The organism is Streptomyces rubellomurinus, from assembly GCF_000961885.1.
GTDB lineage: Bacteria > Actinomycetota > Actinomycetes > Streptomycetales > Streptomycetaceae > Kitasatospora > Kitasatospora rubellomurina.
In genome coordinates this window covers 1-23686 of the sequence record NZ_JZKH01000105.1, presented here as the reverse complement: position 1 = coordinate 23686, position 23686 = coordinate 1, and the positions used below count along the sequence as shown (strand labels likewise).

Genomic DNA, 23686 nt, shown 5'->3' with positions numbered 1-23686 from the left:
GTACCAAATGTTTTGGGCGGGCCCGGGTGCGAGCACCCGGGCCCGCCCGAAATCCTGGGTGATCCCGTCGGGCGTCCCGTCAGGGGGCCGCCGGGGCGAAGTGGACGGGGAGGTGGACGAGGGCGCGGTGGAAGGGGCCGGGGCGCCAGAGGAGGTGGTCGGCGGGGGTGGCGAGTTCGAGGTCGCTGAGGCGGCTGGTGAGTTGCTCGATGGCGGTGATCGCGATGAGCAGGGCCGGGTCGCGGGCCGGGCAGGCGTGCGGGCCGGCGGCCCAGGCGAGGTGGGCGCTCTCGCCGCTGCGCAGTTCGGGGCCGTCGGTGGGCGGCGCGGCCTGGGAGTTGGCGGCGGCGTAGGAGACCAGCATCAGTGTGCCGGCCTTGATCTCGCGGCCGTGGAAGGTGATGTCGTAGCGCGGGTAGTGGGCCGAGAGGTTGGCCAACGGCGGTTCGTGCCAGAGGACTTCGTCGATCGCCTGGTGGGCGGTCATCGCGCCGCCGAACAGCGAGCCGGCGTAGCGGGCGTCGGTGAGCAGGCGCAGCAGGGCGTTGCCGATGAGGTTGGTGGTCGGCTCGTGCCCGGCGATCAGGGTGAGGGTGATCTGCCGGATCACCTCGTCGTCGTCCAGCCCGATCGGGTGGGTGACGAACCAGGAGGTGAGGTCGTGCCGGGGCCGCTCGCGGCGCTCGGCGACCATGGCCGTGACGATCTCGACGAGCTTGCCGTAGGCGGCGCGGGCCTGTCCGGTGGACTCGATCAGGCCGGTGATCGCGTCGATCATCGGGGCGCTGTCCTCGTCCGGGACGCCGAACCCGGTGGTGAACACGGAGGCGGTCAGCCGGGTGGCGTACTGGGAGATGAGGTCGGCGGTGCCGACCGCCGCGAAGCCGTCGATCAGCTGGTGGGCGACCTGGGCGACGTCGCGCTGCACGCGGTGCGGTTCGATCAGCGCGAGGCCGTCGGTGATCACCGCGCGGTAGCGGGCGTGCGTCTCGCCGTCGCTGAACAGGGCGGTGGGGCGGTAGGCGAGCACCGGCAGCAGCGGGCAGTCCGGGGGGACTGTGGCCTGCCAGGCGCGGGAGTCCTTGGAGAAGGTGTCGGTGTCGCGCAGCAGGTCCAGGGCGGCCTGGTAGTCGGTGACCAGCAGGGCCTCGATGCCGGGTGCGATCTCCACCGGGGCGACGGCGCCGTGCCGGCGCAGCTGCTCGTAGGCCCGCTGCGGGTCGGCGGCGAAGGCCGGGCCGTACATCTGGGTCAGGGCCGGGGTCGGCGCGGTCACGGGCGCTCCTGGGCGGCGGCGGGGCCCGGCTCGGCGGCGGGGCCGGCGGGCAGGGTGTCGAGCACGTGCTCGGCCAGGGCGATCAGCGCGTCCAGGCTGCTCTCGCGGTCGCGGGCGTCGCAGAGCAGCAGCGGGGTGGCGGGGTGCAGGTCCAGGCGGGCGCGCAGCACCTCGACCTGGTGGAGCGGCGACTCCGGGAAGCAGTTGATCGCGACGGCGTACGGCAGGCCCTGCTCCTCGACCATGTCCATGATCTCGAAGGAGTCGGCGAGCCGGCGGGTGTCGGCGAGCACCAGGGCGCCGAGGGCGCCGCGCGCGATGTCCTGCCAGAGCGGGAAGAAGCGGCGCTGGCCGGGGGTGCCGAACATGTAGAGCACGGTGTTTCCGGGCAGGGTGAGCCGGCCGAAGTCCACGGCGACGGTGGTGGTGGACTTCTCGGGCACGCCCGCGAGGTCGTCCACCGGCCGTCCGGTCTCGGTCATCGCCTCCTCGGTGTGCAGGGTGGCGATCTCGGAGAGGGTCCGGATGAGGGTGGTCTTGCCGACGCCGAAGGGACCGGCGACGACCAGTTTCATCAGGGTCTGGTCCCGGTCGGGCAGGTAGCCCACCCGGTGGGGCCGGTCGGGCGCGGGCCCGGTCGGGTTACCGGAGTGCACGGAGTCCAACGAGGAGCCTCTCGACGATGGTGCGGTCGGTCTGCTGGGCGCGCGGGATCGGGGCACGGGCGCGCAGGCAGCCCGCCTCGACCAGATCGGCGGCGAGGAAGACGGTGGCGCTGACCGGCAGGCGCAGGTGCGCGGCGGCCTCCACCACGGTCAGCGCGCCGGGACGCAGCAGCTCCCAGAGCCGGCGGTGTTCGGGTTCGAGCCCGGTGGGGGGTTCGGTGCGGTCGGCGAAGAGGACGGTGAGCCGCTCGAAGCCTTCGGTGCCGGGGCGGCTGCGGCCGCCGGTGGCCAGGTAGGCGGGCACCATCCGCCTGCGGGGGAACGCGGTCATGACCGGGTGGCGGCCGCGTCCTGCTGCCGGCACGGGCTGGCGAGCGCCCGGGCCAGGGCGGCGACCTGGATCTGCATCTGGTAGGACACGTTGCCGAGTTGGGCCTCGGGGGTGGTGAAGACGGCGAGCGAGGTGTTCTCCCCGGCGGGCACGACGATGGCGTAGCCGAGGTCGGACTCGACCACGGTCTGGGCCAGTGCGGGCCGTTCGACGTCGGTGAAGGCGGTGGTGAAGGCCCGGGCGGCGGCGTGCACGGTCGCGGTCATCGCGGCGACCCGCTCGGCGGAGGCCCGTCCCAGGCCGTCCGAGGCGCCCTCCACCAGGCCGTCGCCGGTGGCGATGACGGCGTGCAGCACCCCCGGGAGCTCCAGCAGCGGGTGCAGGACCCAGGAGATCTCCTCGGTGGCGGTCGGGCTGGGCGGCGTGCTGCTGCTCACTGCTCGGCTCCTTCTAAGGTCTGGCCGGGGGTGTGGTCGCCGGTGGTGCGGTCACCGGGGGTGTGGTCGCCGGTGTCGCGCTCGGCGGTGGTGCGGTCACCGGTGTCGCGCTCGGCGGTGGTGTCGCCGGTGGTGCCGGGGTGCTCGGGTGAAGGCGCGGATGCCGTCCCGTCCCGTACGGCTTCGGCCCGCGCGGCCCCGTCCTGCGCCGCGGCCCGCCCGGCGTCGGTGCCCTGCTGCAGGGCCTGCCAGCGGTCGGCGACGCACTCGGCGCTGCGGGCGGGCGGCCCGGCCGGTGCGGCTGCGGGTGCGGGGGCCGGTCCGCCCGGCTGTCCGGCGGCGAGCGGCCGGCGGCGGCGCCGGCTGGGCAGGCCGCTGCCGTCCTCCCCCGTCTCCACCGGCGGCTCCTCGCCGCCCGGATCGCCGTCGGCCGGCACATCGGGCACCACCCGGATCGCCGGGGCCGGGTGCGGCCCGGCCTGGTCGTGCCGGTCGGCGAGCCCGGGGAAGTCCCGTTCGTCGGCGTCGCGCATCGGCGGGACGGCCTGGACGGTCGGCGCGGGGGCCGGCCCGGCGCCCGCGCGCAGCGGCAGCGGGGTGAGCACCGACAGCGGCTGCGCCTCGTCGACGACGGTCACCAGCGCGGCCGGGATGCGCAGGATGGTCCGCATGCCGCCGTACGGGGAGGGCTCGATGTGGCAGGCGAAGCCGTACTGCCGGGCGAGCTTGCCGATCACCGCGAAGCCGGTCTTGGGCGGGTTGCCGAGTTCGGTGAGCAGCACGTCCGGCGGGCCGGCCAGCAGGCGGCGGGCCCGGCGCAGCTGGTCCTCCTCCATGCCGATGCCGCTGTCGTCGATGATCACCAGCGCGCCACGGCCGCCCTGCTGGACGGTGACCGGGACGTCGGTCTCCGGGTGGGAGTAGGCGGTGGCGTTGGCGAGGAGTTCGGCGAGGGTGACGGCGATCGGCTCGGCGGCCCGGGCGACGACGGCGAGCCGCTGCTCGCGCAGGTGGTTGGCGACCTTGATGCGGGCGTAGCCGGGGACCCGGGAGAGCGCGCCGACGACGACCTCGGCGAGCGGCGAGTCGGTGCGGGCCAGGCCCGGCCAGGCCTCGCAGAGCACGGCGACGGTCTGGATGCGGCGCAGCGCGACCTCGTTGCGGAAGTCGAGCTCCAGCAGCCGGGGGTCGTCGTTGTCGTTCTGGAGCTGCTGGACCAGGCTCTGGATCTGGTAGAGCAGGGTCTGGATGCGGGAGGTGGCGCCGCGCATGGCGGCGCGGGCGGCCGCGTCGACCCGCTCGCGTTCGTCGGCGATGGCGCCGGTGGCGGCGTCCAGGACGGCCTGCAGGGCGCGGACGGCCTCCGGGCCGACGGCCTGCGCGTCGAGCGGGCCGACCGGTGGGGAGTTGGGGTGGGTGAGCCGGACGGCGGTGGCGGCGACGCGCTCCTGGGCGAGGTGGCCGATCTCGGCGAGCAGCGCGGCGGCGTGCCGCTCGGCCTGCTCGCGGGCGGTCCCGGCGGCGGCGAGCCGCTGTTCGGCCCGCTCGGCGCGGGCGGCCGCGGCGGCGCCCTGCCGCTCGGCCTCGTGGGCGCGCTCCTCGGCGGCCCTGGCCCGTTCCTCGGCGGCCGCGGCCCGTTCCTCGCGGGCCCTGGCGCGCTCCTCGGCCTCGCGGTGGCGGTCCTCGGCCCGCCGGGCCTCCTCGGCGGCGCGCCGGGTGTCCTCCTGCGCCTCGCGCAGCTGCTGTTCGGCGCGGGCGAGCCGGCCCTCGGCGGCGCGGGTGCGCTCCTCGGCCTGCTCGCGGGCGGTCTCGGCGGCGGCCGCCCGGCCGGCGGCCCTCGCCCGGGCCCGGGCGAGGAGGCCGACTGCCGCGGCGGCGACCACGGCCAGAACGATCGGCGCGATCAGCGCGCTCTGCGTCATCGTTGTCCTCGGGAGTCCTCGCTCGTGGGCTGCTGCGACCGCCTGGCCCGGCGGCCCGCCGCCGCCCCCTCGGGGGCTGACGGGCCGTCCGGGCGGCCGGGTTCAGTCGTGGCGGGCGGTGCGGGGGTGCGGGATGCGGGCGCTGTCCCGGGCCAGTTCGCGCGCCACCAGGGCGACCTCGCCCATGGCGTCGAGGATGCCGGGCGCCGGGGTGCCGTCCAGGTGCCGGTACTCGGCGGCGATGGTGAGCACCAGCCGCTCGGGCAGGCCGAGTTCGGGGTGGCGCTGCTCGGCTATCACCCGGCGGGCGGCGTCCAGCGCGGGTATCCCGGCGGCGTGCAGGGCGTGGGCACGCTCGCGGACGTAGGCGAGGTAGCCGATGTGTCCGTCCACGCCGTCGCGGTCGAGGACCGGGCCGTGGCCGGGGACGAAGATCTCGGCGCCGGTGGCGAGGGCCTGCTCGCAGGCGCCGATGATGTTCTCCAGCGGTCCGGCCCAGTGCGAGGGGTGGTCGCCGGGCTGCTCGGGGGTGGAGGAGAAGATCACGTCGCCGGTGAACACGGCGCGCTGGTGCGGGAGGTGGACCATCAGGTCGCCGCCGGTGTGGGCCGCGGGCAGGCTGGTGACCTGCACCGGGTAGCGGCCGACGGTGAACTCCAGTTCGCCGGTGAAGACGGTGTCCGGGCGCACCGGTTCGGTGGTGGACCAGTCGAAGACCCCGAAGTGCTCCTTGAGGTAGCCGCCGAGCGGCGAGTCCGGGTCGCCGCCGGTGACGAGCGCGTGCTGCTGCTGCGGGGTGGGCTCCCAGTGGATGTGCTCCAGCGCCTCGCGGGTGGCGATCACCTCGGCGTCGGGCACGACCCCGGCGCCCCACAGGTGGTCGCCGTTGGCGTGGGTGACGACAACCCGGTCGATGTCCACCCCGGTGGGGAGCAGTCTGCGGCTCTGGGCGAGGAACTCGCCGGCGAGCGAGGGGTCGTACGGCGTGTCGATCCAGAGCGCGGTCGCCTCGGAGGCCAGCAGACCGCAGTTGGCCAGGCCCCAGCCGCGCTTCGGCGGGAGCCACACGTACAGGTCCTCGGCAATCGCGCTCACGTTCGCACGCTTGATCGTCATGTGCGCGATTATGCCCATGTTGTGTGAAGGGCGGGGCAAAACCTTCGCGGCCGGCCGGGGCTCCTGCCCCGGTCTCTCCCGAGCTGTCCGGTTTCGCCCTGTGTGGTCTCTACCACTCGTCTCAGTGCCCGGACGGGTCGGTGGACACCCGAACCGTTCCCGGCCGGCCGCCGCGTCCCGCTTCGGGGCTACTCCCCGGACGGCGCCAGGGACTTGATGCCCTTGCGCTCGCCGGCGCAGCGCTCGTAGCCAAGCCAGGTGTTGACCGCGAGCATCGGCGCGTTCGTCACGTCGTTGGACGTGTACGCGTGCCGGTAGCCCGCCGCGGCCGTCAGGCGCAGCGACTCCCGCTTGGCCAGCTTGCTCAGGCCGCGGCCGCGGAACTCGCGGCGGCAGGCGGTGAAGGCGGACCAGTAGCTGTCCACGCCGTCGGTCTGCGCCAGGCTGAACGCGGCCGGCACGCCGTCCACCACGGCGACGACGGTCAGCTCGCGGTCGAGGTCGGGCCGTTCCCAGACGCCGACGCGCCATTCCTCGTACCCGAGGTCGTCCAGGGCGACCTCGCCGGGCTCGTCCCGGGCGGCGTCCGCGTCGACCTCGTACAGCGGGTACGGGTCGTCCGCCCAGTCGGCGGCCGGGCGCAGCTCGACGCCGGCCGGCACCGCGGGGGCCGGTGGCAGCGGCAGCGTCAGGTCCCGTACGGCGAACTGGGCCGCGCTGCCGAGCCGGTAGCCCCGGGCGGCGGCGAAGGCGAGCGAGCCGGGCTCGTCGTCCACCCAGCTGTGCAGCTCGGTCACCCCGTGCGCGGTGAGGTGCCGTTCGGCGGCAGCGAGCAGGCCGGTGTAGGCGCCGCGCCGCCGATGCACCGGCAGCACGCTGCCGTTGGCGTGGCCGATGCCCGTCCGGGTCGTGCCGGTCTCCACGCCGCAGCGGATCGCACCGACCACCCGGCCGTCCAGTTCGGCGACGAAGACGCGGAAGTGCTCACCCGGCAGGCTCCGGGCGTTCATCCAGACCAGCGCCTCGGCGGTGAACACCAGGTGCTCGCGCCCGGTCCGGTGGGCGGCGATCACGGCCGCGGCGTCGTCGGGGCGGAAGTCACGAATCGTCAAAGAAGTCATATGTTCCGCAGGCTAACCGCACGCCCCCGCCCGGCGCCTCCGGTTTTCCGCACCGGCGCGGCCGGGCCGCGGGCGGTGCCGTTAGGATCTCCGCAGGCGGAGGCCCCGGCTCCGCCTCCCGGCAAGCTCAAATAATGCTCTGAGAAGACCGGACGGGGCTTGGCAGTCACCACACCCGGGGACATCCTCAGCAGCACGGCCGCACGGTTCCTGGCGACGACGCCCGCACCGCCGCAGGCCCCCCACCCGGCCCTCCGAAGGGGGCACACCGATGACTTCCCCTGCACTGGACCAGCCCGTACGGGCGGCGGCCGACCTCGGCGCCCCGCCCCGGCTGGGCGTCGGCCTCGGCTGGCGCAGCGAGATCGACACCGTGGTCGAACGTCAGCCCGGCCTGGACTGGGTCGAGGTGGTGGCGGAGAACGTCTGCGCCGGCCACCTGCCGGCCTCGCTGAGCGTGCTGCGCGCCCGCGGCGTCACCGTCGTCCCGCACGGCGTCGGCCTCGGCCTCGGCGGCGCCGGCCTGCCCGACGCCGGGCGGCTCGCCAAGCTGGCCGAGCTGGCGCTCGCGCTCGACTCGCCGCTGGTCACCGAGCACCTGGCGTTCGTCCGGGCCGGCGGGCTGGAGGCGGGCCACCTGCTGCCCGTCCCCCGCACCCGGGACTCGCTGCGGGTGATCGCGGAGAACGTCCGGATCGCCCAGGAGCAGCTGCCCGTCCCGCTCGCCGTGGAGAACATCGCCGCCCAACTCTCTTGGCCGGACGAAGAGTTCACCGAGGGCCAGTTCCTCGCCGAGCTGGTCGAGCGGACCGGCGTCCGGCTCCTGATCGACGTCGCCAACCTGCACACCAACCGGGTCAACCTCGGCCTCGACCCGGCCGCCGAACTGGACCGGCTGCCGCTGGAGGCCATCGCCTACGTCCACGTCGCCGGCGGCACCCTGGTCGACGGCGTGTGGCACGACACCCACGCCCACCCCGTCACCGAACCGGTGCTGGAGGTCCTCGCCGAGCTGTGCTCCCGGATCGACCCGCCCGGCGTCCTGCTCGAACGGGACGCCGCCTTCCCGCCGCCCAGTGAACTGGCCGGCGAACTGGACGCCGTCCGCCGGGTGCTGGAGGGGGGCACCCGGCGGACGGCCTCCACCCCGCCCGCGACCGCACCCGCGCACCGGGGCTGCGAGCCGGCCGGCGCCGACGCCCGCGACCGGCTGGCCCGGCGCCAGGAGGAGCTGCTGGCCGCGCTGGTGGCCGGCGGGCCCGTCCCGCCCGGCTTCGACCCGGCACAGGTCCGCGCCCAGTCGGTCGGCCTGGCCGCCAAACGGCGCGACACCACCGCGAAGGTCGCCCCGGAGCTGCCCCGGCTGCTCGACGGCCGGTACGGCCCGCTGTTCCTCGCGTACGCCCGCACCCACCCGCAGACCGGCGGCTACCGCGCCGACGCCCGGGCCTTCGGCGCGTGGGCGCTGGCCGCGGAAGACCTCACGGCCGACCTCACGGACGACCAGCGCCGGGCCCTGGAGCAGTGGCTCCACCCGGCGCCCGAGCGGCCGCCCGGCCCGCTCGCCCGGCTGCGCCGCGCCCTGCGCGGCTGACCCGCCGCCACGCACCACTTCTTCATCTCGGGGGAAACCGCCCATGTGGCACAACACCTACTTCCTGATCCCGGCCGCACTGCTGATCGCGGCCGTCGTCCACCTGAGCCGCGCCGCCCGGCGGGCCACCCGGGTCGACAACCCGCTCGGCCTGCCCGGCCGCGGCCTGCCGCTGCTCAGCGCCGCGTTCCTGTCCGGCGGCCCCGGCCGCGTCTTCGACACCGCCCTGGTCCGGATGCACCTGGGCGAGCGCGTGGTGGTCAGCCGCGAGGGCCGGGTCACGCTGACCCACGACGAGCCGCACGACGCCGTCGAGCAGGCCGTGGTGGACGCGATCGGCCCGAACCGCAGCCGCGGCCTGGCCGGGCTGCGCACCGCCGTCATGCGCTCGACCGCCGTCCAGGCGATCGGCGACGACCTCGCCGCCCGCGGCCTGATGCGCCGCCCCGACCGGCTGCGGACCGTCCACCGGGCGCGGCGGCTGCTCTGGCTCGCGCTCGGGGCCGTCGCGCTCTTCACCGTGCTCGCCCTCGCCCTCGACGACGACAAGGCCGGCTACGACCGCCCGGCGTTCTGGATCCCGGGCGTCCTGGCCGTGGTCGGCGTCTGCGCGGTGCTCGCCACCCGGGTGCCCGCGGTCCGGATCACCCCGGCCGGACGCCGCCAGCTCCAGCTGATGGACACCGGCCGGCCGTGGACGCCCAGCCACGGCCTCTACACCGGGATGGCCGGCGGCGCGGTCCTCGGCGCGATCGCGCTCGGCGGGCTGGCCGTCGCCGGGGCGGACCTGGACAACCTGGAGCTGCAGCAGGCGCTGCTCGGCGCGGCCGACGAGGAGGAGGTGATGAACGGCATGCTCGGGGGCGCCGTCGGCTCCCGCTCCGGCTGGTCCTCCTCGTCCTCGTCGTCCTCGTCGTCCTCGTGCAGCTCCGGCTCGTCCTCCTGCGGCGCCACGACCACCTGGTGCGGCTCCTCCGACAGCGGCTCGTCGTCGAGCTGCGGGTCCTCGTCGAGCAGCTGCGGTTCCTCCTCGTCGTCGAGCTGCGGGTCGTCCTCGCACTCCAGCTGTGGGTCGTCCTCGCACTCCAGCTGCGGATCCTCCAGCAGCTGCGGCTCGTCCTCCTCGTCGAGCTGCGGCTCCAGCTGCGGGTCGAGCTGCGGCAGCTGAACCGTGCGCTCCGACGTCACAGTTCGGTATCGCGGTCCGGGAATCCGTTCCCCGCGCCGACCGCCCAGGCATACAACAAGCCCATGTGGTTGCTGTTCCTGATCCCGGCCTGCGTGGCGGCAGTGCTCTCCTGCCTCCGGTTGGTGCGGATGACCGCGGCCGCGGACGCGCTGGCCGAACGGGACGGGCTACGGCCTCCGGAGGCGGTCGGGATCGGCCTGTACGAGACCGCCTACCTGGCCGGCGGCCCGGACCGGGTGGTCGAACTCGCCCTCGTCCTGATGGCCGGCCGCGGCCGGCTGCACCTCGCGCACACCGGCTGGACCACGGTCGTCGACCCCAGGGGCCGCAGCCGCCTGGAGCGCGCGGTCATCGCCGCGGTCGGCCCGGAAGGCCAGTGCCGGACGGACGAGCTGCGCCGCGCCATGGCCGAGCACCCGACCGTGCTGGAGATCGGCGCCCGGCTCTCCCTGGCCGGCCTGGCCACCCCGGCGGCGGTCCAGCGCGACACCGTGGTGGTGGTCCGGCAGGTCCGGCACGCGCTGCTGATGTCGCTGGTCCTGCTGGCCGCCGCCCTGTCCGTCAGCGGCTTCACCGGCGGCGACACCCTCGCCCCGCTCGCCTGGTTCTCGCTGCCGCTGATCCTCACCTCCGGCACCCTGCTGATGGCCCGGGTCGACGTCTACCCGTACACCCGCTGGGCCTCCCCCACCGGCATGGAGGTGCTGCGCGAGGTCCGGCCGGCCCGCCAGCACGGCCTCAGCGACGACGACGAGCGCGAACTGCTCACCGCCGTCGCCATGAACGGCCCCGCCGTCCTCCCCGACGCCCGCCTGCGCGCCGCCCTGCGCCCGCACCGCGGCTGATCCGCACCTCCGGGAACGCCGGGAGGCCGGCTCCCCCTCGTACGGGGGGAGCCGGCCTCCGGTCGCGGTGCGCCGCGGTGCCTCGCGGTGCCTCGCGGTGCCTCGCGGTGCGTCGCCGTGCCTCAGACCAGGCCGTTCAGCAGCTCGCTCACCGGCTTGCGGCGGCCGGTGAAGAACGGCACCTCCTCGCGGACGTGCAGCCGGGCCCGGGACGGGCGCAGGTCGCGCATCAGGTCGACGATCCGGTGCAGCTCGTCCGCCTCGAAGGCGAGCAGCCACTCGTAGTCGCCGAGCGCGAACGAGGCCACCGTGTTGGCCCGCACGTCCGGGTAACCGCGCGCCATCTGGCCGTGCTCGGCCAGCATCGCGCGCCGCTCGGCGTCCGGCAGCAGGTACCACTCGTAGGAGCGGACGAACGGGTAGACGCAGACGTAGTCGCGCGGGCGCTCGTCGGCGAGGAACGCCGGGATGTGCGACTTGTTGAACTCGGCCGGGCGGTGCAGCGCCATGTTCGACCACACCGGCTCCAGCAGCCGGCCCAGGCCGGTGCGGCGGAAGCGGTTGTACGCCTCCTGCAGGTCGTCCGAGTCGGCGGCGTGCCACCACACCAGGATGTCGGCGTCGGCGCGCAGGCCGGACACGTCGTAGGTGCCGCGCACCGTCACGTCCTTGGCGGCCAGCTGCTCGAACAGCCCGTCCACCTCGGCGGCCAGCGCCGTACGGTCCTCGGGCAGGGCGCCCTTGAGCTTGAACACCGACCACATGGTGTAGCGGATGACCTGGTTCAGGTCGCGCGCCTTCTTCTTCTCGGGCTGCTGCTCCGGCTGCTGCTCAACGGTCTCAGTCATGCGCCCATTGTCCTCTCCGTGGAACCTTCCCCCGTTGCCGGGGTCAACAGTCTGTCGACGGCGGCCGCCGCCGCGGCCGCCGAGGCGATGCACGCCGGAATGCCCACGCCGTCGTACGCGGCGCCGCACACCGCCAGCGCGCCCACCCGGTCCGTCGCCGCCCGCACCCGGGCCACCCGGTCCAGGTGGCCCACCGGGTACTGCGGCAGGCCGGCCGTGAAGCGCGAGACGAAGGTGTCGTACGGCCGGGCGGTCAGCCCCACCGCCTCCTTCAGGTCCGCCAGCGAGCGGGCCACCAGGTCCTCGTCCGGCAGCTCCAGCGCCTCCTCCTCGCGGTGGCGGCCCAGCGAGGTGCGCAGCAGGAACGCGTCCGGGGCCGAACGCTCCAGCCAGCCCCACTTGTTGGAGGAGAACGTCGACGCCTTGATCCGCCGGCCGTCCACCGGGGGCACCAGGAAACCGCTGCCGCCCTGGAGTTGGGCCAGGCCGGCCAGGTCCGCCCGGCGGAACGCCAGCGTCACCAGCGCCATGCCCGCGTACTCGACGGTGTCCAGCTCCGCGGCCGCCGCCGGGGCGTCCGCCCGCAGCAGCCGGGCGGCCTCCGGGGCCGGCGCGGCCAGCACCACGGCGTCCGCGTGCAGCACCTCGCCGTTCACCACGACGCGCCAGCCCTCGGGGGTGCGGCGCAGCTCGGCCACCGGGGCGTCGGTGCGCAGGTCCACCCCCGCCTTCACGCAGGCCTCGGCGACCGCCTCCGGCAGGGTGCCGAGACCGCCGCGCAGGCCCGCGAACACCGGGGTGCCGACCGTCTGCGGCCGCGAGGCCAGCGCGTGCACCCCCTCGACCAGCGAGCCGCCGCCGCGCGCGATCGGCAGCAGCTGCGGCACGGCGGCCCGCATCGAGATCTCGTCGGCGCGCCCGGCGTAGACACCGCCCAGCAGCGGCTCGACCAGCCGGTCCACCACCTCCTGGCCCAGCCGGTCGGCGACGTAGCGGCCGATCGCCACGTCCTCGCCGACCTCCGTCCGCTCCTCGTGCCGGGCCCGCTCCAGCCCCGCCGCGGTCAGCACCCCGGAGGCCGACAGCGCCGCCAGGTCACCGGGGACGCCCATCACCTGCCCGCCCGGCAGCGGCCGCAGCGCGCCCCGGGTCCAGATCGCCGCCTTCGCGGTGGTCGGCGCCTCCAGCTCCTCCGCCAGCCCGACCGCCCGCGCCAGCTCGGTGCCCTCCGGGCGCCGCGCCAGCATCGACTCGGCCCCGAGGTCCACCCGGACCCCGCCGACTTCCCCGCCCCACAGCTTCCCGCCGACCCGCCCCGAGGCCTCCAGCACCGTCACCCGCGCCCGCGCCGGCCCCCCGGCCGCCCCGCTCAGGAAGGCGGCCGCAGCCAGCCCCGCGATCCCACCACCGATGACGACGACCTGTGCTTGCGACATGCCTCGCAGTCTCGCAGGTCTTACGGGGAAACCCTCAATCCCCCACCCGCCCCGGAAAGAAGATGCTCACGGCCGCTGACCCCGGTACGGTCCGGCCGAGGGGAGGGGTCTGTGACATACCTGTGGGGTGAAGCGGTCCGGTGGGTCGATGACACGCAACCGGGCGTGGTGGAGGTCTACTTCACGGATGTGGACGGAGAGCGGTGATCGATCATCGACAAGACCGCGATGTTCGGGACGGATCAGGCTCTCGGCTCGGACGTCTGGATCGGGCCGGACTCGCCGTTCCCGTTTCCGGCCGGGATCGACTGCACGGTCCTGACGGGAGCCGGAACCGGCGAGGAGGAGATCGTCACGGTTTCCATCTGGTTGCCACACCATCTCGAAACCACCTGTGGGCAACGGGAGTTCCGGGTGCGAGCGGATCAGCTCGGCGAGGGCTGACCGCGGGCGGGCCCCGCCGGGGGGCCCGCCACCGCGGGGAGTCGAACGCCCGGGGTCAGCGCGCGCTGGCCTCGTGGACGAAGGCGACGAGGCGGCTGAGCGCGTCCGGGTCCATGTTCGGCAGGACGCCGTGGCCGAGGTTGAAGATGTGGCCGCTGGTGCCGAGCGCCTGGGCGGCGTGCAGCACCTCGCGGGCCTTGGTCTCGACGACCTTGGTGGGGGCGAACAGCACGGCCGGGTCGAGGTTGCCCTGCAGGCCCTTGCCGGGGCCGACCCGCTCGGCGGCGACGTTCAGCGGCACCCGCCAGTCGACGCCGACGATGTCCGCGCCGGCCTGGCCCATCAGGCCGAGCAGTTCGCCGGTGCCGACGCCGAAGTGGATGCGCGGCACGCCGTAGTGGGCGACGGAGTCGAAGACCTTGGCGCTGGCCGGCATCACCGAGCGGCGGTAGTCGTCGGGCGCGAGCGAGCCGACCCAGGAGTCGAAGAGCTGGACGGCCGAGGCGCCGGCCTCGATCTGCACCTTGAGGAAGGCCGAGGTGATGTCCGCGAGCCGGTCGACCAGGGCGGCCCACAGCTCGGGCTGCCCGTACATCATGGCCTTGGTGTTCTCGTGGTTCTTGGACGGCCCGCCCTCGACCAGGTAGCTGGCCAGCGTGTACGGCGCGCCGGCGAAGCCGATCAGCGGGGTCCCGCCGAGCTCGTCGACGAGCAGGCCGATCGCCTCGGTGACGTAGGGGACGTCGTCCGGCTCCAGCGGGCGCAGCCGCTTGAGGTCCTCGAAGGTGCGGATCGGGTCGGCGATGACCGGGCCGACCTTCGGCTGGATCTCGACGTCGATGCCGATCGCCTTGAGCGGCACCACGATGTCGCTGAAGAAGATGGCCGCGTCCACCTGGTGCCGGCGCACCGGCTGGAGGGTGATCTCCTTGACCAGCTCGGGCCGCATGCAGGACTCCAGCATGGGGATGCCCTCGCGGACCTTGTGGTACTCGGGCAGCGAGCGGCCGGCCTGGCGCATGAACCACACCGGGGTGTGCGGCACCGGCTCGTGCCGGCAGGCGCGCAGGAACGCGGAGTCGTGCGCGGCGCCGCGGCGCGCGGGGGTGGGCGGGCCGTCGTGGGTGGCCGCCGGGATGTCTGCCGTAGTCTCGCTCACGGGTTGAATCTTCGCATGCGCGCGGGGGCGGGCCCCGGGCGGTCCGGTCGCCGCCCCGCTCCGGCGGCCCCGGTGGCCCCGCCGGCCCGGCGCCTTGGCAGGTTCCGGACGGGTTTGCCGTTCCGGCACGCCGCAGACTCGGAAGTTGCGGCGTCGACCAAGGTTTTCCACCTAGTCTTCGGGTCATGGCAGCGGTCGGAGGGCACCCCGCGCAGGGTGGCGCAGCAGGTGGCGGAACGGGTCCGGAGGGGGCACCCAGCGAGTTCCGGGCCGCCGTGGCGGCGCTGGACGGGTCGCGGCTGCGGCCCGAGGTGCAGCTCTCCCCCGCCCCGGCGCCGCGCCGGCTGGCTCCGTACGCGTTCGCGGTGACCGCCTCGGTGGAGGTGGACGGCGAGGAGCTGGCGGACGGCCGGCTGGTGCTGCTGTACGACCCGGCCGGGCAGGAGGCCTGGAACGGGGAGTTCCGGGTGGTGACGATGACCCGGGCCGAGCTGGAGCCGGAGATGGCCGGCGACCCGATGCTGTCCGAGGTCGGCTGGGCCTGGCTGATGGACGCGCTGCAGGCGCACGGCGCCGGGCACGCGGAGCCGTCCGGCACGGTGTCCCTCTGCTCCTCGCAGTACTTCGGCGGCCTGGCGGAGCGCCCGGCGTCGACGGAGATCGAGATCCGGGCGTCCTGGACGCCGGCCGACGGCCGGTTCGAGCGACACCTGGCGGCCTGGGCGGACCTGCTCTGCATCAGTGCCGGTCTGCCGCCGGCCGCGCCGGCCGCGCAGGCGCCGGCCGAGGTCACGTCACTCGGCGGAGTGGTCCCGATGCCCGCCCGGCGACGCCCGCGCTCGCACTGACGGGTGGTGCGCCGCCCCGGGCGTCACCCGGGGCCCGGACACCACTCCCAGGGCTGACGAAGGATGGCTCGGGGTCTGGTCTGCGTCAATTCGCTGATGGAGAGCGACCGTTCTGTAAACGGTTTTGATCGATTTTGTGCGATTTCCGGGCATGTCGCATCACTCATATGCGCGATTTGTCCGTATTGTTACTCACTAGATCGTGATCTTTCGCTAAAGCCGGGCGCGCATGCTGCCGAAGCAGACTGTGACCCTTTCCGAACGCGGAACACTCCGAAACCGCCCCCATCGGGGTTCCGTCCGCCACTCCCCGCAGGAGGCCTGGTGTCGGTCCTTCTTGAGCACCCCGCAAACGTGGTCGCCTACCGTCCGACCAAGCCCACCGCCATGGTGGTCATCGCCGATCCCCGCGTCCGAAACACCGTCACCCGCCACCTGTGGGCGCTCGGCGTCCGGGACGTGATCGAGGTGTCCTCGATCGCCGAGGCCCGCCCCCGGGTCTCCACCCCCCGCGACATCTGCGTCGCCGACGTCCACCTGCCGGACGGCTCCGGGCTGACCATCCTCGCCGAGACCCGGGCCGCGGGCTGGCCGAACGGCCTGGCGCTGTCCGCCGCCGACGACATCGGCGCGGTCCGCAGCGCGCTCGCCGGCGGTGTCAAGGGCTACGTGGTCACCGGTACCCGCACCAACGTCGCGATGCCGGGCCGCCCGGGCCTGCCGCTCGGTGCCGGGCTGGCCGGCCGGATGCGCCGCCCCGGGATGCCGGGCATGCCGGGTGCCGCCGGCGCTCCTGGCGCGTCGGGCGCCCCCGGTGCCCCGGGCCCGCAGCAGACCGCCTACCGGGAGCTGTCCGGCCGCGAGGTCGAGGTGCTGCGGCTGGTCGCCGAGGGCCAGTCGAACAAGGCGATCGGCGTGGCGATGGGCCTGTCGGCACTGACCGTCAAGAGCCACCTCGCCCGGATCGCCCGCAAGCTCGGCACCGGCGACCGCGCCGGGATGGTCGCGGTGGCCCTGCGCACCGGCATCATCCACTGATCCGACCGGTCGGTCCCGCTGCGGCGGCTGAGGAGGAACGTTTCCCCCTCGGCCGCCGCGGGCGTTCGCGCACCCCCTTCCGGCCGGCCCGGCCAGCGGACGGTGCCGGACGAGCCGGCGCGGCATATTCCCGAACGCGGTCTGACCAGTCCGACAACACTCCCAGTCCCGGTGACCGTCGTACCCTTGGTGGGTGACCGACGCCGTAGCAGCCATCCCAGAAGAAGCAGCCCCGGTCCCGCTCCTCGAACCCAAGGAGGGGATCCCACCCGTCGTGGTGGACGAGCAGGCGCTGGCCGACACCGTCGCCGCCTTCGCGGCGGGCACCGGGCCGGTCGCCGTCGACGCCGAGCGGGCCTCCGGCTACCGCTACGGACAGCGCGCGTACCTGATCCAGCTCCGCCGCGCGGGCGCCGGCAGCGCCCTGATCGACCCGATCGCCTGCCCCGACCTCAGCGCCCTCGGCGCGGCCCTCGCCGACGCCGAATGGGTGGTGCACGCCGCCACCCAGGACCTCCCCTGCCTGGCCGAGGTCGGCATGCGGCCGCAGCGGCTCTTCGACACCGAGCTGGCCGGCCGGATCGCCGGCTTCGCCCGGGTCGGCCTCGGGGCGATGACCGAGAGCGTGCTGGGCCTGAGCCTGGCCAAGGAGCACTCGGCGGTCGACTGGTCCACCCGCCCGCTGCCCGAGCCGTGGCTGCGCTACGCCGCTCTGGACGTCGAGGTGCTGGTCGAGCTGCGCGACGCACTCGAACAGGAGCTGGACGCCCAGGGCAAGCTCGCGTGGGCGCTCGAGGAGTTCGCGGCGATCGCCGCCGCTCCCCCGCGCCCTGCCCAGCGCACCGACCCGTGGCGGCGCACCTCCCAGCTGCACAAGATCCGCCGACGCCGTCAGCTGGCCGTGGTGCGGGAGCTGTGGCTGGCCCGGGACAAGATGGCGCAGGAGCGCGACGTCTCCCCGGGCCGGGTGCTGTCGGACGCCGCGATCGTCAACGCCGCGCTGGCGATGCCGCTGAACGCCGCCGCCCTGCAGGCCGTCCAGGGCTTCGGGCCGCGGGTGCACCGCCGCCAGCTGGACCAGTGGCTGGCCGCCGTGCAGCGCGGCCGGGAGGTCCCGGAGAACCAGCTGCCGGCCTCCGCCGCGCCGCACGACGGGCCGCCGCCGCCGCGGGCCTGGGCGGAGAAGGACCCGGTGGCCGCCGCCCGGCTGTCCGGCGCCCGCAGCGCCGTCACCGAGCTGGCGGAGCGCCACCACCTGCCGGCCGAGAACCTGATCACCCCGGACCACGTCCGCCGGGTGTCCTGGGAGCCGCCGGCCGACGCCGATGCCGAGGGCATCGCCGCGGCGCTGCGCCGGCTCGGCGCCCGGCAGTGGCAGGTCGACCTGGTGGCGCCGGCGCTGGAGGCCGCCTTCGCCGCCGCCGCGGCCACCGCCGCCCAGGGCTGACCAGTGACGACGAAAAGGGGACGCCGCCCGGAGGGGTGGCGTCCCCTTTCCCGTCCCCCGGCGCAGGGCCGCTGGTCGGACGTGTCGCGGGACACACGGGCCGAACCCTCCGAGGGGCCTGGGCAGGTTGGTTACCGACCGGTAGCATGACGGTGAAGCGGCGCCGCTCGGATCTTCGCCGGCGGCAGCCTGCCCACCTCGAAATGTTGGTCCCTGGGAGGAGAGCCCCCGTGCCTCGTACCGCGAGGGACGTCGTCTTCGTCGATGGCGTCCGCACCCCGTTCGGCAAGGCCGGCCCGAAGGGCATCTACCACGAGACGCGCGCCGACGACCTCGTCGTCAAGTGCATCCGGGAGCTCGTGCGCCGTAACCCGAACCTGCCCGTCGAGCGCATCGACGAGGTCGCCATCGCGGCCACCACGCAGATCGGCGACCAGGGTCTGACCATCGGCCGCACCGCCGCCCTGCTGTCCGGCCTGCCGAAGTCCGTCCCCGGCTACGCCATCGACCGCATGTGCGCCGGCGCGCTGACCGCCGTGACCACCACCGCCGGCGGCATCGCCTTCGGCGCGTACGACGTGGTCGTGGCCGGCGGTGTCGAGCACATGGGCCGCCACCCGATGGGCGAGGGCGTCGACCCGAACCCGCGCTTCGTCTCCGAGAAGCTCGTCGACGAGTCCGCCCTGTTCATGGGCATGACCGCGGAGAACCTGCACGACCGGTTCCCGCACATCACCAAGGAGCGCTGCGACGCCTACGCCGTGCGCTCGCAGGAGAAGGCCGCCAAGGCGTACGCCAACGGCGACATCCAGCCCGACCTGGTGCCGATCTCGATCCGCAACACCAACCCCGAGGTCGGCGAGACCGGCTGGGGCCTGGCCACCGTGGACGAGCCGCTGCGCCCGGGCACCACGATGGAGTCGCTGGCCGGCCTGAAGACCCCGTTCCGCCCGCACGGCAACATCACCGCGGGCAACTCGGCCGGTCTGAACGACGGTGCCACCGCCTCGCTGCTGGCCGCCGAGGACGTCGCCGAGGAGCTCGGCCTCCCGGTCAAGATGCGCCTGGTCTCGTACGCCTTCGCGGGCGTCGAGCCCGAGGTCATGGGCATCGGCCCGGTGCCGGCCACCGAGAAGGCGCTGGCCAAGGCCGGTCTGACCATCGACGACATCCAGGCCTTCGAGGTCAACGAGGCCTTCGCCGTCCAGGTGCTGGCCTTCCTGGACCACTACGGCATCGCGGACGACGACGAGCGGGTCAACCCGTTCGGCGGCGCGATCGCCTTCGGCCACCCGCTGGCCTCCTCGGGCGTGCGCCTGATGAACCAGCTGGCCCGCCGCTTCGAGCAGCGCCCGGACGTCCGCTACGGCCTCACCACGATGTGCATCGGCTTCGGCATGGGCGGCACCATCATCTGGGAGAACCCGCACTTCGAGGGTGGTAAGTGAGCATGAGCAACACCACTGAGCTGCTCCAGCAGGCCGCCGAGCTGTTCCCGGGCGAGGTCGTCACGACCGCGCACGTGCGCCACCTGGACCTGCCGCTGCAGGCCGGCAAGCTGGCCCTGATCACCCTGGACAACGGCTTCGACCACACCAAGCCGACCACCTTCGGCCCGGGCTCGCTGCTCAAGCTGGACGAGGCGCTGGACCAGGTCGAGGCCGAGGCCGCCGAGGGCAGGATCGTCGGCGCCGCGATCACCGGCAAGCCGTTCATCTTCGCGGTCGGTGCCGACCTCAAGGGCGTCGAGCTGCTCAAGCAGCACGCGGACGCGCTGGCCATCGGCAAGGGCGGCCACGAGGTCTTCAAGCGGATCGGCGCGCTGCCCGTCCCGACCTTCGCCTTCTACAACGGCGCGGCCATGGGCGGCGGCGTCGAGGTCGGCCTGCACTGCGACTACCGCACGGTGTCGGCGGGCGTCCCGGCCTTCTCGCTGCCCGAGGTCTTCCTCGGCCTCGTCCCCGGCTGGGGCGGCTGCACCATCCTGCCGAACCTGATCGGCGCCGGTAAGGCCGTCAAGGTCGTCATCGAGAACTCGATGAACCAGAACAAGCAGCTCAAGGGCAAGGACGTGTTCGAGCTGGGGATCGCCGACGCGATCTTCGAGCCGGCCGACTTCCTGGAGCAGTCCCTGCTGTGGGCCGCCAAGGTCCTCAAGGGCGACGTCGTCGTCGAGCGCGAGCCGATCGACCGCGGCAAGGCCTGGGACGACGCGGTGCTGTGGGGCCGCATGGTCGCCGACGCCAAGGTGCACGGCGCCGCCCCGGCCGCCTACAAGGCGCTGGACATCATCGAGGCCGTCAAGGACGCCGACTTCGCCGACAAGGCCAGCCTGCAGGCCGGCTTCGACGCCGAGGACGCGGCCCTGGCCGACCTCATCATGAGCGGCGAGCTGCGCAGCGGCATCTACGCCTTCAACCTGGTGCAGCGTCGGGCCAAGCGCCCGGCCGGCGCGCCGGACAAGTCGCTGGCCCGCCCGGTCTCCAAGGTCGGCGTCGTCGGCGCCGGTCTGATGGCCTCGCAGCTGGCGCTGCTGTTCGCCCGCCGCCTGGAGGTGCCGGTGGTCCTCACCGACATCGACCAGGAGCGCGTCGACAAGGGCGTCGGCTACGTCCACGCCGAGATCGACAAGCTGCTCGGCAAGGGCCGCATCGGCCAGGACAAGGCCAACCGCCTCAAGGGCCTGGTCTCCGGCTCGCTCGACAAGGCCGCCGCCTTCGGCGACGCGGACTTCGTCATCGAGGCCGTGTTCGAGGAGATGGGCGTCAAGCAGACCGTCTTCGCGGACCTGGAGGACGTGGTCTCGCCGACCTGCGTGCTGGCGACCAACACCTCCTCGCTGTCGGTCACCGAGATGGCCTCGAAGCTGAAGCACCCCGAGCGGGTCGTCGGCTTCCACTTCTTCAACCCGGTCGCGATCCTGCCGCTGCTGGAGATCGTCCGCGGCGACAAGACCGACGACGCCTCGCTCGCCACCGCCTTCGCGGTGTCGAAGAAGCTGAAGAAGACCTCGGTCCTGTGCAAGGACCGCCCGGCGTTCGTGGTGAACCGGATCCTGACCCGCTTCATGGGCGAGATCCAGAACATCATCGACGAGGGCACCCCGATCGCCGACGTCGAGAAGGCCGTCGCGCCGCTCGGCCTGCCGATGTCCCCGATCATGCTGCTGGAGCTGGTCGGCCCGGCCATCGCCCTGCACGTCTCGGAGACCCTGGCCGGCGCCTTCCCGGAGCGGTTCACCGTCTCCGAGAACCTCGGCAAGGTGGTCAAGGCCGGCAAGCGCGGCTTCTACACCTGGGTGGACGGCCAGCAGGTCCTCGACCCCGAGGTGCTGGAGCTGCTGAGCTTCGGCGACTCGGTGCTCACCGAGCAGCAGGTCCGCGACCGCGCTCTGGAGGCCGTCGCGCAGGAGATCGGCCTGATGCTGGAGGAGGGTGTCGTCGCCGAGGCGCAGGACATCGACCTCTGCATGATCACCGGTGCCGGCTGGCCCTTCCACCTGGGCGGGATCACCCCGTACCTGGACCGTGAGGGCATCTCGGAGCGGGTGAACGGCAAGAAGTTCCTCGCCCCCGGCGTGGCCTCGGTGCCCGCGTAAGGCGTAGCCCGTACGAAGGAGCCCCCGGCGACCTGGTCGCCGGGGGCTCCTTCGTGTCCGGGGCCGTTACTTCTTGAGGCGGTAGACCACGGTGTCGGCGAAGACGCCGACCATCTCGTAGTGGGTGTCCAGCAGGTTCTCGATCCGCGGGACCATCACCGGCTGGTACGGGGCGATGCCGGAGTCGTCGACGAAGACCTCGGGCAGGTTGTTGGCCAGCTCCTTGTCGAAGGTCTGCCAGGCGTTGTTGACGCTGAACTGCTCGCCCACGTTGGGGCTGCCGTCCTTGCCGCCGCTGTAGTTGGTCAGGAAGCCGGCGGTCAGGTAGCGGGTCGCGGGCTTGCGGTCGGCCAGCCAGTACAGCTCGGGGTGCATGCCCCAGACCAGCACGGTGTCCTTGGGGGTGGTCTGCGCGGCGACGGCGGTGGCGACCTCGGTGTTGCGGTTCAGCTGCTCCCCCGGCCAGGCCAGCGCCAGGCCCCAGAACACCGTGGCGGCGGCCGTGGTGTACACCAGGACGGGCTTCCAGCGGATCGCCGAGGTGGCCACCGCACCGGTGCCCAGCAGCACCAGCGCGGGCATCAGCTGCAGGTAGTAGTGGCCGAAGAAGTGGAAGCCCACGCTGACCGCGACGGCCGAGGAGAGCAGCCAGACCCACAGGTCGGTGGTCGAGCCGTGCTCCTCGCCGGCCACCGGCAGCGGGCGGTGGCGGCGCTTGAGCCAGAGCCGGCGCCCGACCGGCAGCAGGAAGCCGAGGCCCGCGGCGGCCAGGATCGCCGAGTTGCCGAGCGCGCGGCCGATCATCTGCAGCCAGGCGCCGCCGAAGGAGGCGTAGTCGCCGCTGCCGGTGACCACCCAGAAGAGGAAGCCCTTGGGCTTGGTCAGGATGACCGCGACCAGCGCTATCGGCAGGATGAAGCCGAAGCCGATCTTGAACAGGGCGGGCGGCCAGCGCACCCCGCGCCGGCGGGCGTCCTGGAACAGCATCCAGAGCACCGGCAGCAGCACGGCGCCGCCGGTCTGCTTGGTGAGCGAGCAGAGCGCCACCGCGATGCCGGCGGCCAGCCAGCGGCGGCGCTCCGCGTAGCGGAAGGCGGCCACCATGGCGGGCAGCATGAAGACCTCGAAGGTCGCCGCCTGGGTGTCCTCCGGGGAGAGCCCGATGGAGACCAGCAGGTAGAGCAGCCCGGCGCCGGCGCCGGCCCGGTTGCCCCAGCGGCCGCGGGCGATCGAGGCCAGCAGGATCGCGGTAACCAGGTGGGCGACCACCGCGAGGGTGCGCAGCGGCCACAGCGAGGCGGAGCCGAAGACCGCGAAGCAGGCCTGGTAGAGCCAGGGCAGCAGCGGCGGCTTGCGGTCCACCACGGTGTCGTAGAGCACCCCGCCGTCCGCGAGCATCCGGGCCTGGGTGGCGAGGAAGCCCTCGTCCGGGCTCCAGACGGGCCGGGCGAAGGAGGGGAGGTGGGTGGCCAGCGCGACCAGCGCGAGCACCGGCACCAGCCTGGTCCAGTACCCCTGGCGTAGGTGGGTACGGGCGCGCGCGGGCAGGCGCTCGGCCAGTCCGGCGAGGCGGGAACGGGTGGGGGTCGGCACGGTTGACAACCTACCCGGCGGGATCGGCGCGGGTGGCGCCGGTCCCGCCTTTCGGTGCGATTGTCAGCTTGTCCCGTGGCGAACTGTGACGAAGTCGGGACGAACGGGCCTGGGCCGTCCGGGGTAGGCCGTCAGGCGTCGACCCGGTCGGCGACCAGGCCGGCGACCAGGGCGGTGACCTTCCGGGCGATGTCCGGGGCGTTCAGACCGGTCTCGGCCATGATCTCGTCGCGGCTGGCGTGGTCCAGGAACTCCTGCGGGATGCCGAAGACGCGCACCGGCAGGTCCACGTCCGCGTCCCGCAGCGCCTGCGCCACGGTGGAGCCGACGCCGCCCACCCGGCCGTTGTCCTCGATCGTGACGACCACCCGGTGCTCGGCCGCCAGGCCGGGCAGGGCCGGGTCCACCGGCTTGACCCAGCGCGGGTCGACCACGGTGGCGGTGATGCCCTGGGCGGCCAGCAGGTCGGCCACCTCCAGGCTCATCGGGGCCATCGCGCCGACCGAGACGACCAGCACGTCGGCGCGGTGCGCGCCGGAGGACTCCTCGGCGGCGCGCAGCACGTCCATGCCGCCGATCCGGCCGACCGCGGGGACGGCCGGGCCGACCGTGCCCTTGGAGTAGCGGACCACGGTCGGGGCGTCGTCGACGGCGACGGCCTCGCGCAGCTGGGCGCGGACCTGGTCGGCGTCGCGCGGGGCGGCGAGCCGCAGGCCGGGGACGACCTGGAGGATCGACATGTCCCACATGCCGTGGTGCGAGGCGCCGTCCGGCCCGGT

21 protein-coding genes are annotated in these 23686 nt (G+C 74.0%); 9 read left to right on the top strand and 12 right to left on the bottom strand.

What is annotated here, in order from left to right; all coding sequences use genetic code 11:
- Positions 1 to 79: 79 nt before the first annotated feature.
- The 7 genes from VM95_RS32850 to VM95_RS32820 form a co-directional block, all read right to left on the bottom strand.
- Positions 80 to 1246, bottom strand: a complete 1167-nt coding sequence (locus tag VM95_RS32850) for a cytochrome P450 (protein WP_045703855.1) — start codon at positions 1244 to 1246, stop codon at positions 80 to 82.
- Positions 1247 to 1272: 26 nt separating this feature from the next.
- Positions 1273 to 1941 carry a GTP-binding protein gene (locus VM95_RS32845; protein WP_425265382.1) on the bottom strand — a complete coding sequence of 223 codons (669 nt, stop codon included), beginning with the start codon at positions 1939 to 1941 and terminating at the stop codon, positions 1273 to 1275.
- A complete protein-coding gene (locus VM95_RS32840) occupies positions 1919 to 2272 on the bottom strand; it encodes a DUF742 domain-containing protein (protein ID WP_045703841.1) in 354 nt (117 codons plus the stop codon). Before VM95_RS32840 ends, VM95_RS32845 begins: the two co-directional genes overlap by 23 nt.
- The gene (locus tag VM95_RS32835) at positions 2269 to 2709 is read right to left on the bottom strand and encodes a roadblock/LC7 domain-containing protein (protein ID WP_045703839.1); all 441 of its coding nucleotides are present in this window, start codon (positions 2707 to 2709) and stop codon (positions 2269 to 2271) included. Before VM95_RS32835 ends, VM95_RS32840 begins: the two co-directional genes overlap by 4 nt.
- Positions 2706 to 4631 (bottom strand): ATP-binding protein, encoded by a 1926-nt coding sequence (locus VM95_RS32830; RefSeq protein ID WP_063773597.1) that lies wholly within the window; start codon positions 4629 to 4631, stop codon positions 2706 to 2708. Before VM95_RS32830 ends, VM95_RS32835 begins: the two co-directional genes overlap by 4 nt.
- 102 nt (positions 4632 to 4733) lie before the next feature.
- Complete coding sequence (locus tag VM95_RS32825; protein ID WP_045703837.1) at positions 4734 to 5747, bottom strand: MBL fold metallo-hydrolase; 1014 nt, start codon at positions 5745 to 5747, stop codon at positions 4734 to 4736.
- A 188-nt stretch (positions 5748 to 5935) separates the two neighbouring features.
- Positions 5936 to 6868: a GNAT family N-acetyltransferase gene (locus VM95_RS32820; protein WP_045703835.1), complete on the bottom strand. Its 933-nt coding sequence runs from the start codon at positions 6866 to 6868 to the stop codon at positions 5936 to 5938.
- Between the two features lie 271 nt (positions 6869 to 7139).
- Between VM95_RS32820 and VM95_RS32815 the strand changes: the two genes are divergently transcribed.
- From VM95_RS32815 to VM95_RS39795, 3 genes are all read left to right on the top strand, one after another.
- Positions 7140 to 8462 (top strand): MbnB/TglH/ChrH family RiPP precursor modification enzyme, encoded by a 1323-nt coding sequence (locus VM95_RS32815; protein WP_045703833.1) that lies wholly within the window; start codon positions 7140 to 7142, stop codon positions 8460 to 8462.
- Positions 8463 to 8505: 43 nt separating this feature from the next.
- Entirely contained in the window at positions 8506 to 9630 is a 1125-nt protein-coding gene (locus tag VM95_RS32810) for a TIGR04222 domain-containing membrane protein (RefSeq protein ID WP_045703831.1), read from the top strand.
- 83 nt (positions 9631 to 9713) lie between these two features.
- A complete protein-coding gene (locus tag VM95_RS39795) occupies positions 9714 to 10496 on the top strand; it encodes a TIGR04222 domain-containing membrane protein (RefSeq protein WP_045703849.1) in 783 nt (260 codons plus the stop codon).
- Positions 10497 to 10618: 122 nt separating this feature from the next.
- On the opposite strand, the gene hemQ is transcribed toward VM95_RS39795, so the two are convergent.
- Both hemQ and hemG read right to left on the bottom strand, forming a co-directional pair.
- On the bottom strand, positions 10619 to 11344 hold the full coding sequence (gene hemQ / locus VM95_RS32800) for a hydrogen peroxide-dependent heme synthase (RefSeq protein WP_045703829.1): 726 nt from the start codon (positions 11342 to 11344) through the stop codon (positions 10619 to 10621).
- Entirely contained in the window at positions 11341 to 12780 is a 1440-nt protein-coding gene (gene hemG / locus VM95_RS32795; protein WP_045703827.1) for a protoporphyrinogen oxidase, read from the bottom strand. The genes hemQ and hemG overlap by 4 nt, the downstream gene beginning before the upstream one ends.
- A gap of 228 nt (positions 12781 to 13008) precedes the next feature.
- On the opposite strand from hemG, the gene VM95_RS32790 reads away from it, so the two are divergent.
- Complete coding sequence (locus tag VM95_RS32790; protein ID WP_045703824.1) at positions 13009 to 13224, top strand: hypothetical protein; 216 nt, start codon at positions 13009 to 13011, stop codon at positions 13222 to 13224.
- Positions 13225 to 13279: 55 nt separating this feature from the next.
- Here VM95_RS32790 and hemE read toward each other — a convergent pair whose 3' ends face one another.
- Complete coding sequence (hemE, locus tag VM95_RS32785) at positions 13280 to 14362, bottom strand: uroporphyrinogen decarboxylase (RefSeq protein ID WP_045703846.1); 1083 nt, start codon at positions 14360 to 14362, stop codon at positions 13280 to 13282.
- Positions 14363 to 14568: 206 nt separating this feature from the next.
- On the opposite strand from hemE, the gene VM95_RS32780 reads away from it, so the two are divergent.
- The 5 genes from VM95_RS32780 (at position 14569) to VM95_RS32760 (ending at position 21314) form a co-directional block, all read left to right on the top strand.
- Complete coding sequence (locus tag VM95_RS32780; RefSeq protein ID WP_045703822.1) at positions 14569 to 15231, top strand: DUF3000 domain-containing protein; 663 nt, start codon at positions 14569 to 14571, stop codon at positions 15229 to 15231.
- 324 nt (positions 15232 to 15555) lie between these two features.
- A complete protein-coding gene (locus VM95_RS32775) occupies positions 15556 to 16269 on the top strand; it encodes a response regulator transcription factor (RefSeq protein WP_045703820.1) in 714 nt (237 codons plus the stop codon).
- Between the two features lie 193 nt (positions 16270 to 16462).
- Positions 16463 to 17716 (top strand): ribonuclease D, encoded by a 1254-nt coding sequence (locus tag VM95_RS32770; protein WP_045703816.1) that lies wholly within the window; start codon positions 16463 to 16465, stop codon positions 17714 to 17716.
- A gap of 230 nt (positions 17717 to 17946) precedes the next feature.
- Positions 17947 to 19164: a thiolase family protein gene (locus VM95_RS32765; RefSeq protein WP_045703814.1), complete on the top strand. Its 1218-nt coding sequence runs from the start codon at positions 17947 to 17949 to the stop codon at positions 19162 to 19164.
- A gap of 2 nt (positions 19165 to 19166) precedes the next feature.
- Positions 19167 to 21314 (top strand): 3-hydroxyacyl-CoA dehydrogenase NAD-binding domain-containing protein, encoded by a 2148-nt coding sequence (locus VM95_RS32760; protein WP_045703812.1) that lies wholly within the window; start codon positions 19167 to 19169, stop codon positions 21312 to 21314.
- A gap of 66 nt (positions 21315 to 21380) precedes the next feature.
- On the opposite strand, the gene VM95_RS32755 is transcribed toward VM95_RS32760, so the two are convergent.
- On the bottom strand, positions 21381 to 22907 hold the full coding sequence (locus VM95_RS32755; RefSeq protein ID WP_244179032.1) for an ArnT family glycosyltransferase: 1527 nt from the start codon (positions 22905 to 22907) through the stop codon (positions 21381 to 21383).
- A 131-nt stretch (positions 22908 to 23038) separates the two neighbouring features.
- Positions 23039 to 23686, bottom strand: a 648-nt coding sequence (locus tag VM95_RS32750; protein ID WP_045703810.1) for a transketolase C-terminal domain-containing protein, incomplete at its 5' end; no start/stop codon positions are given.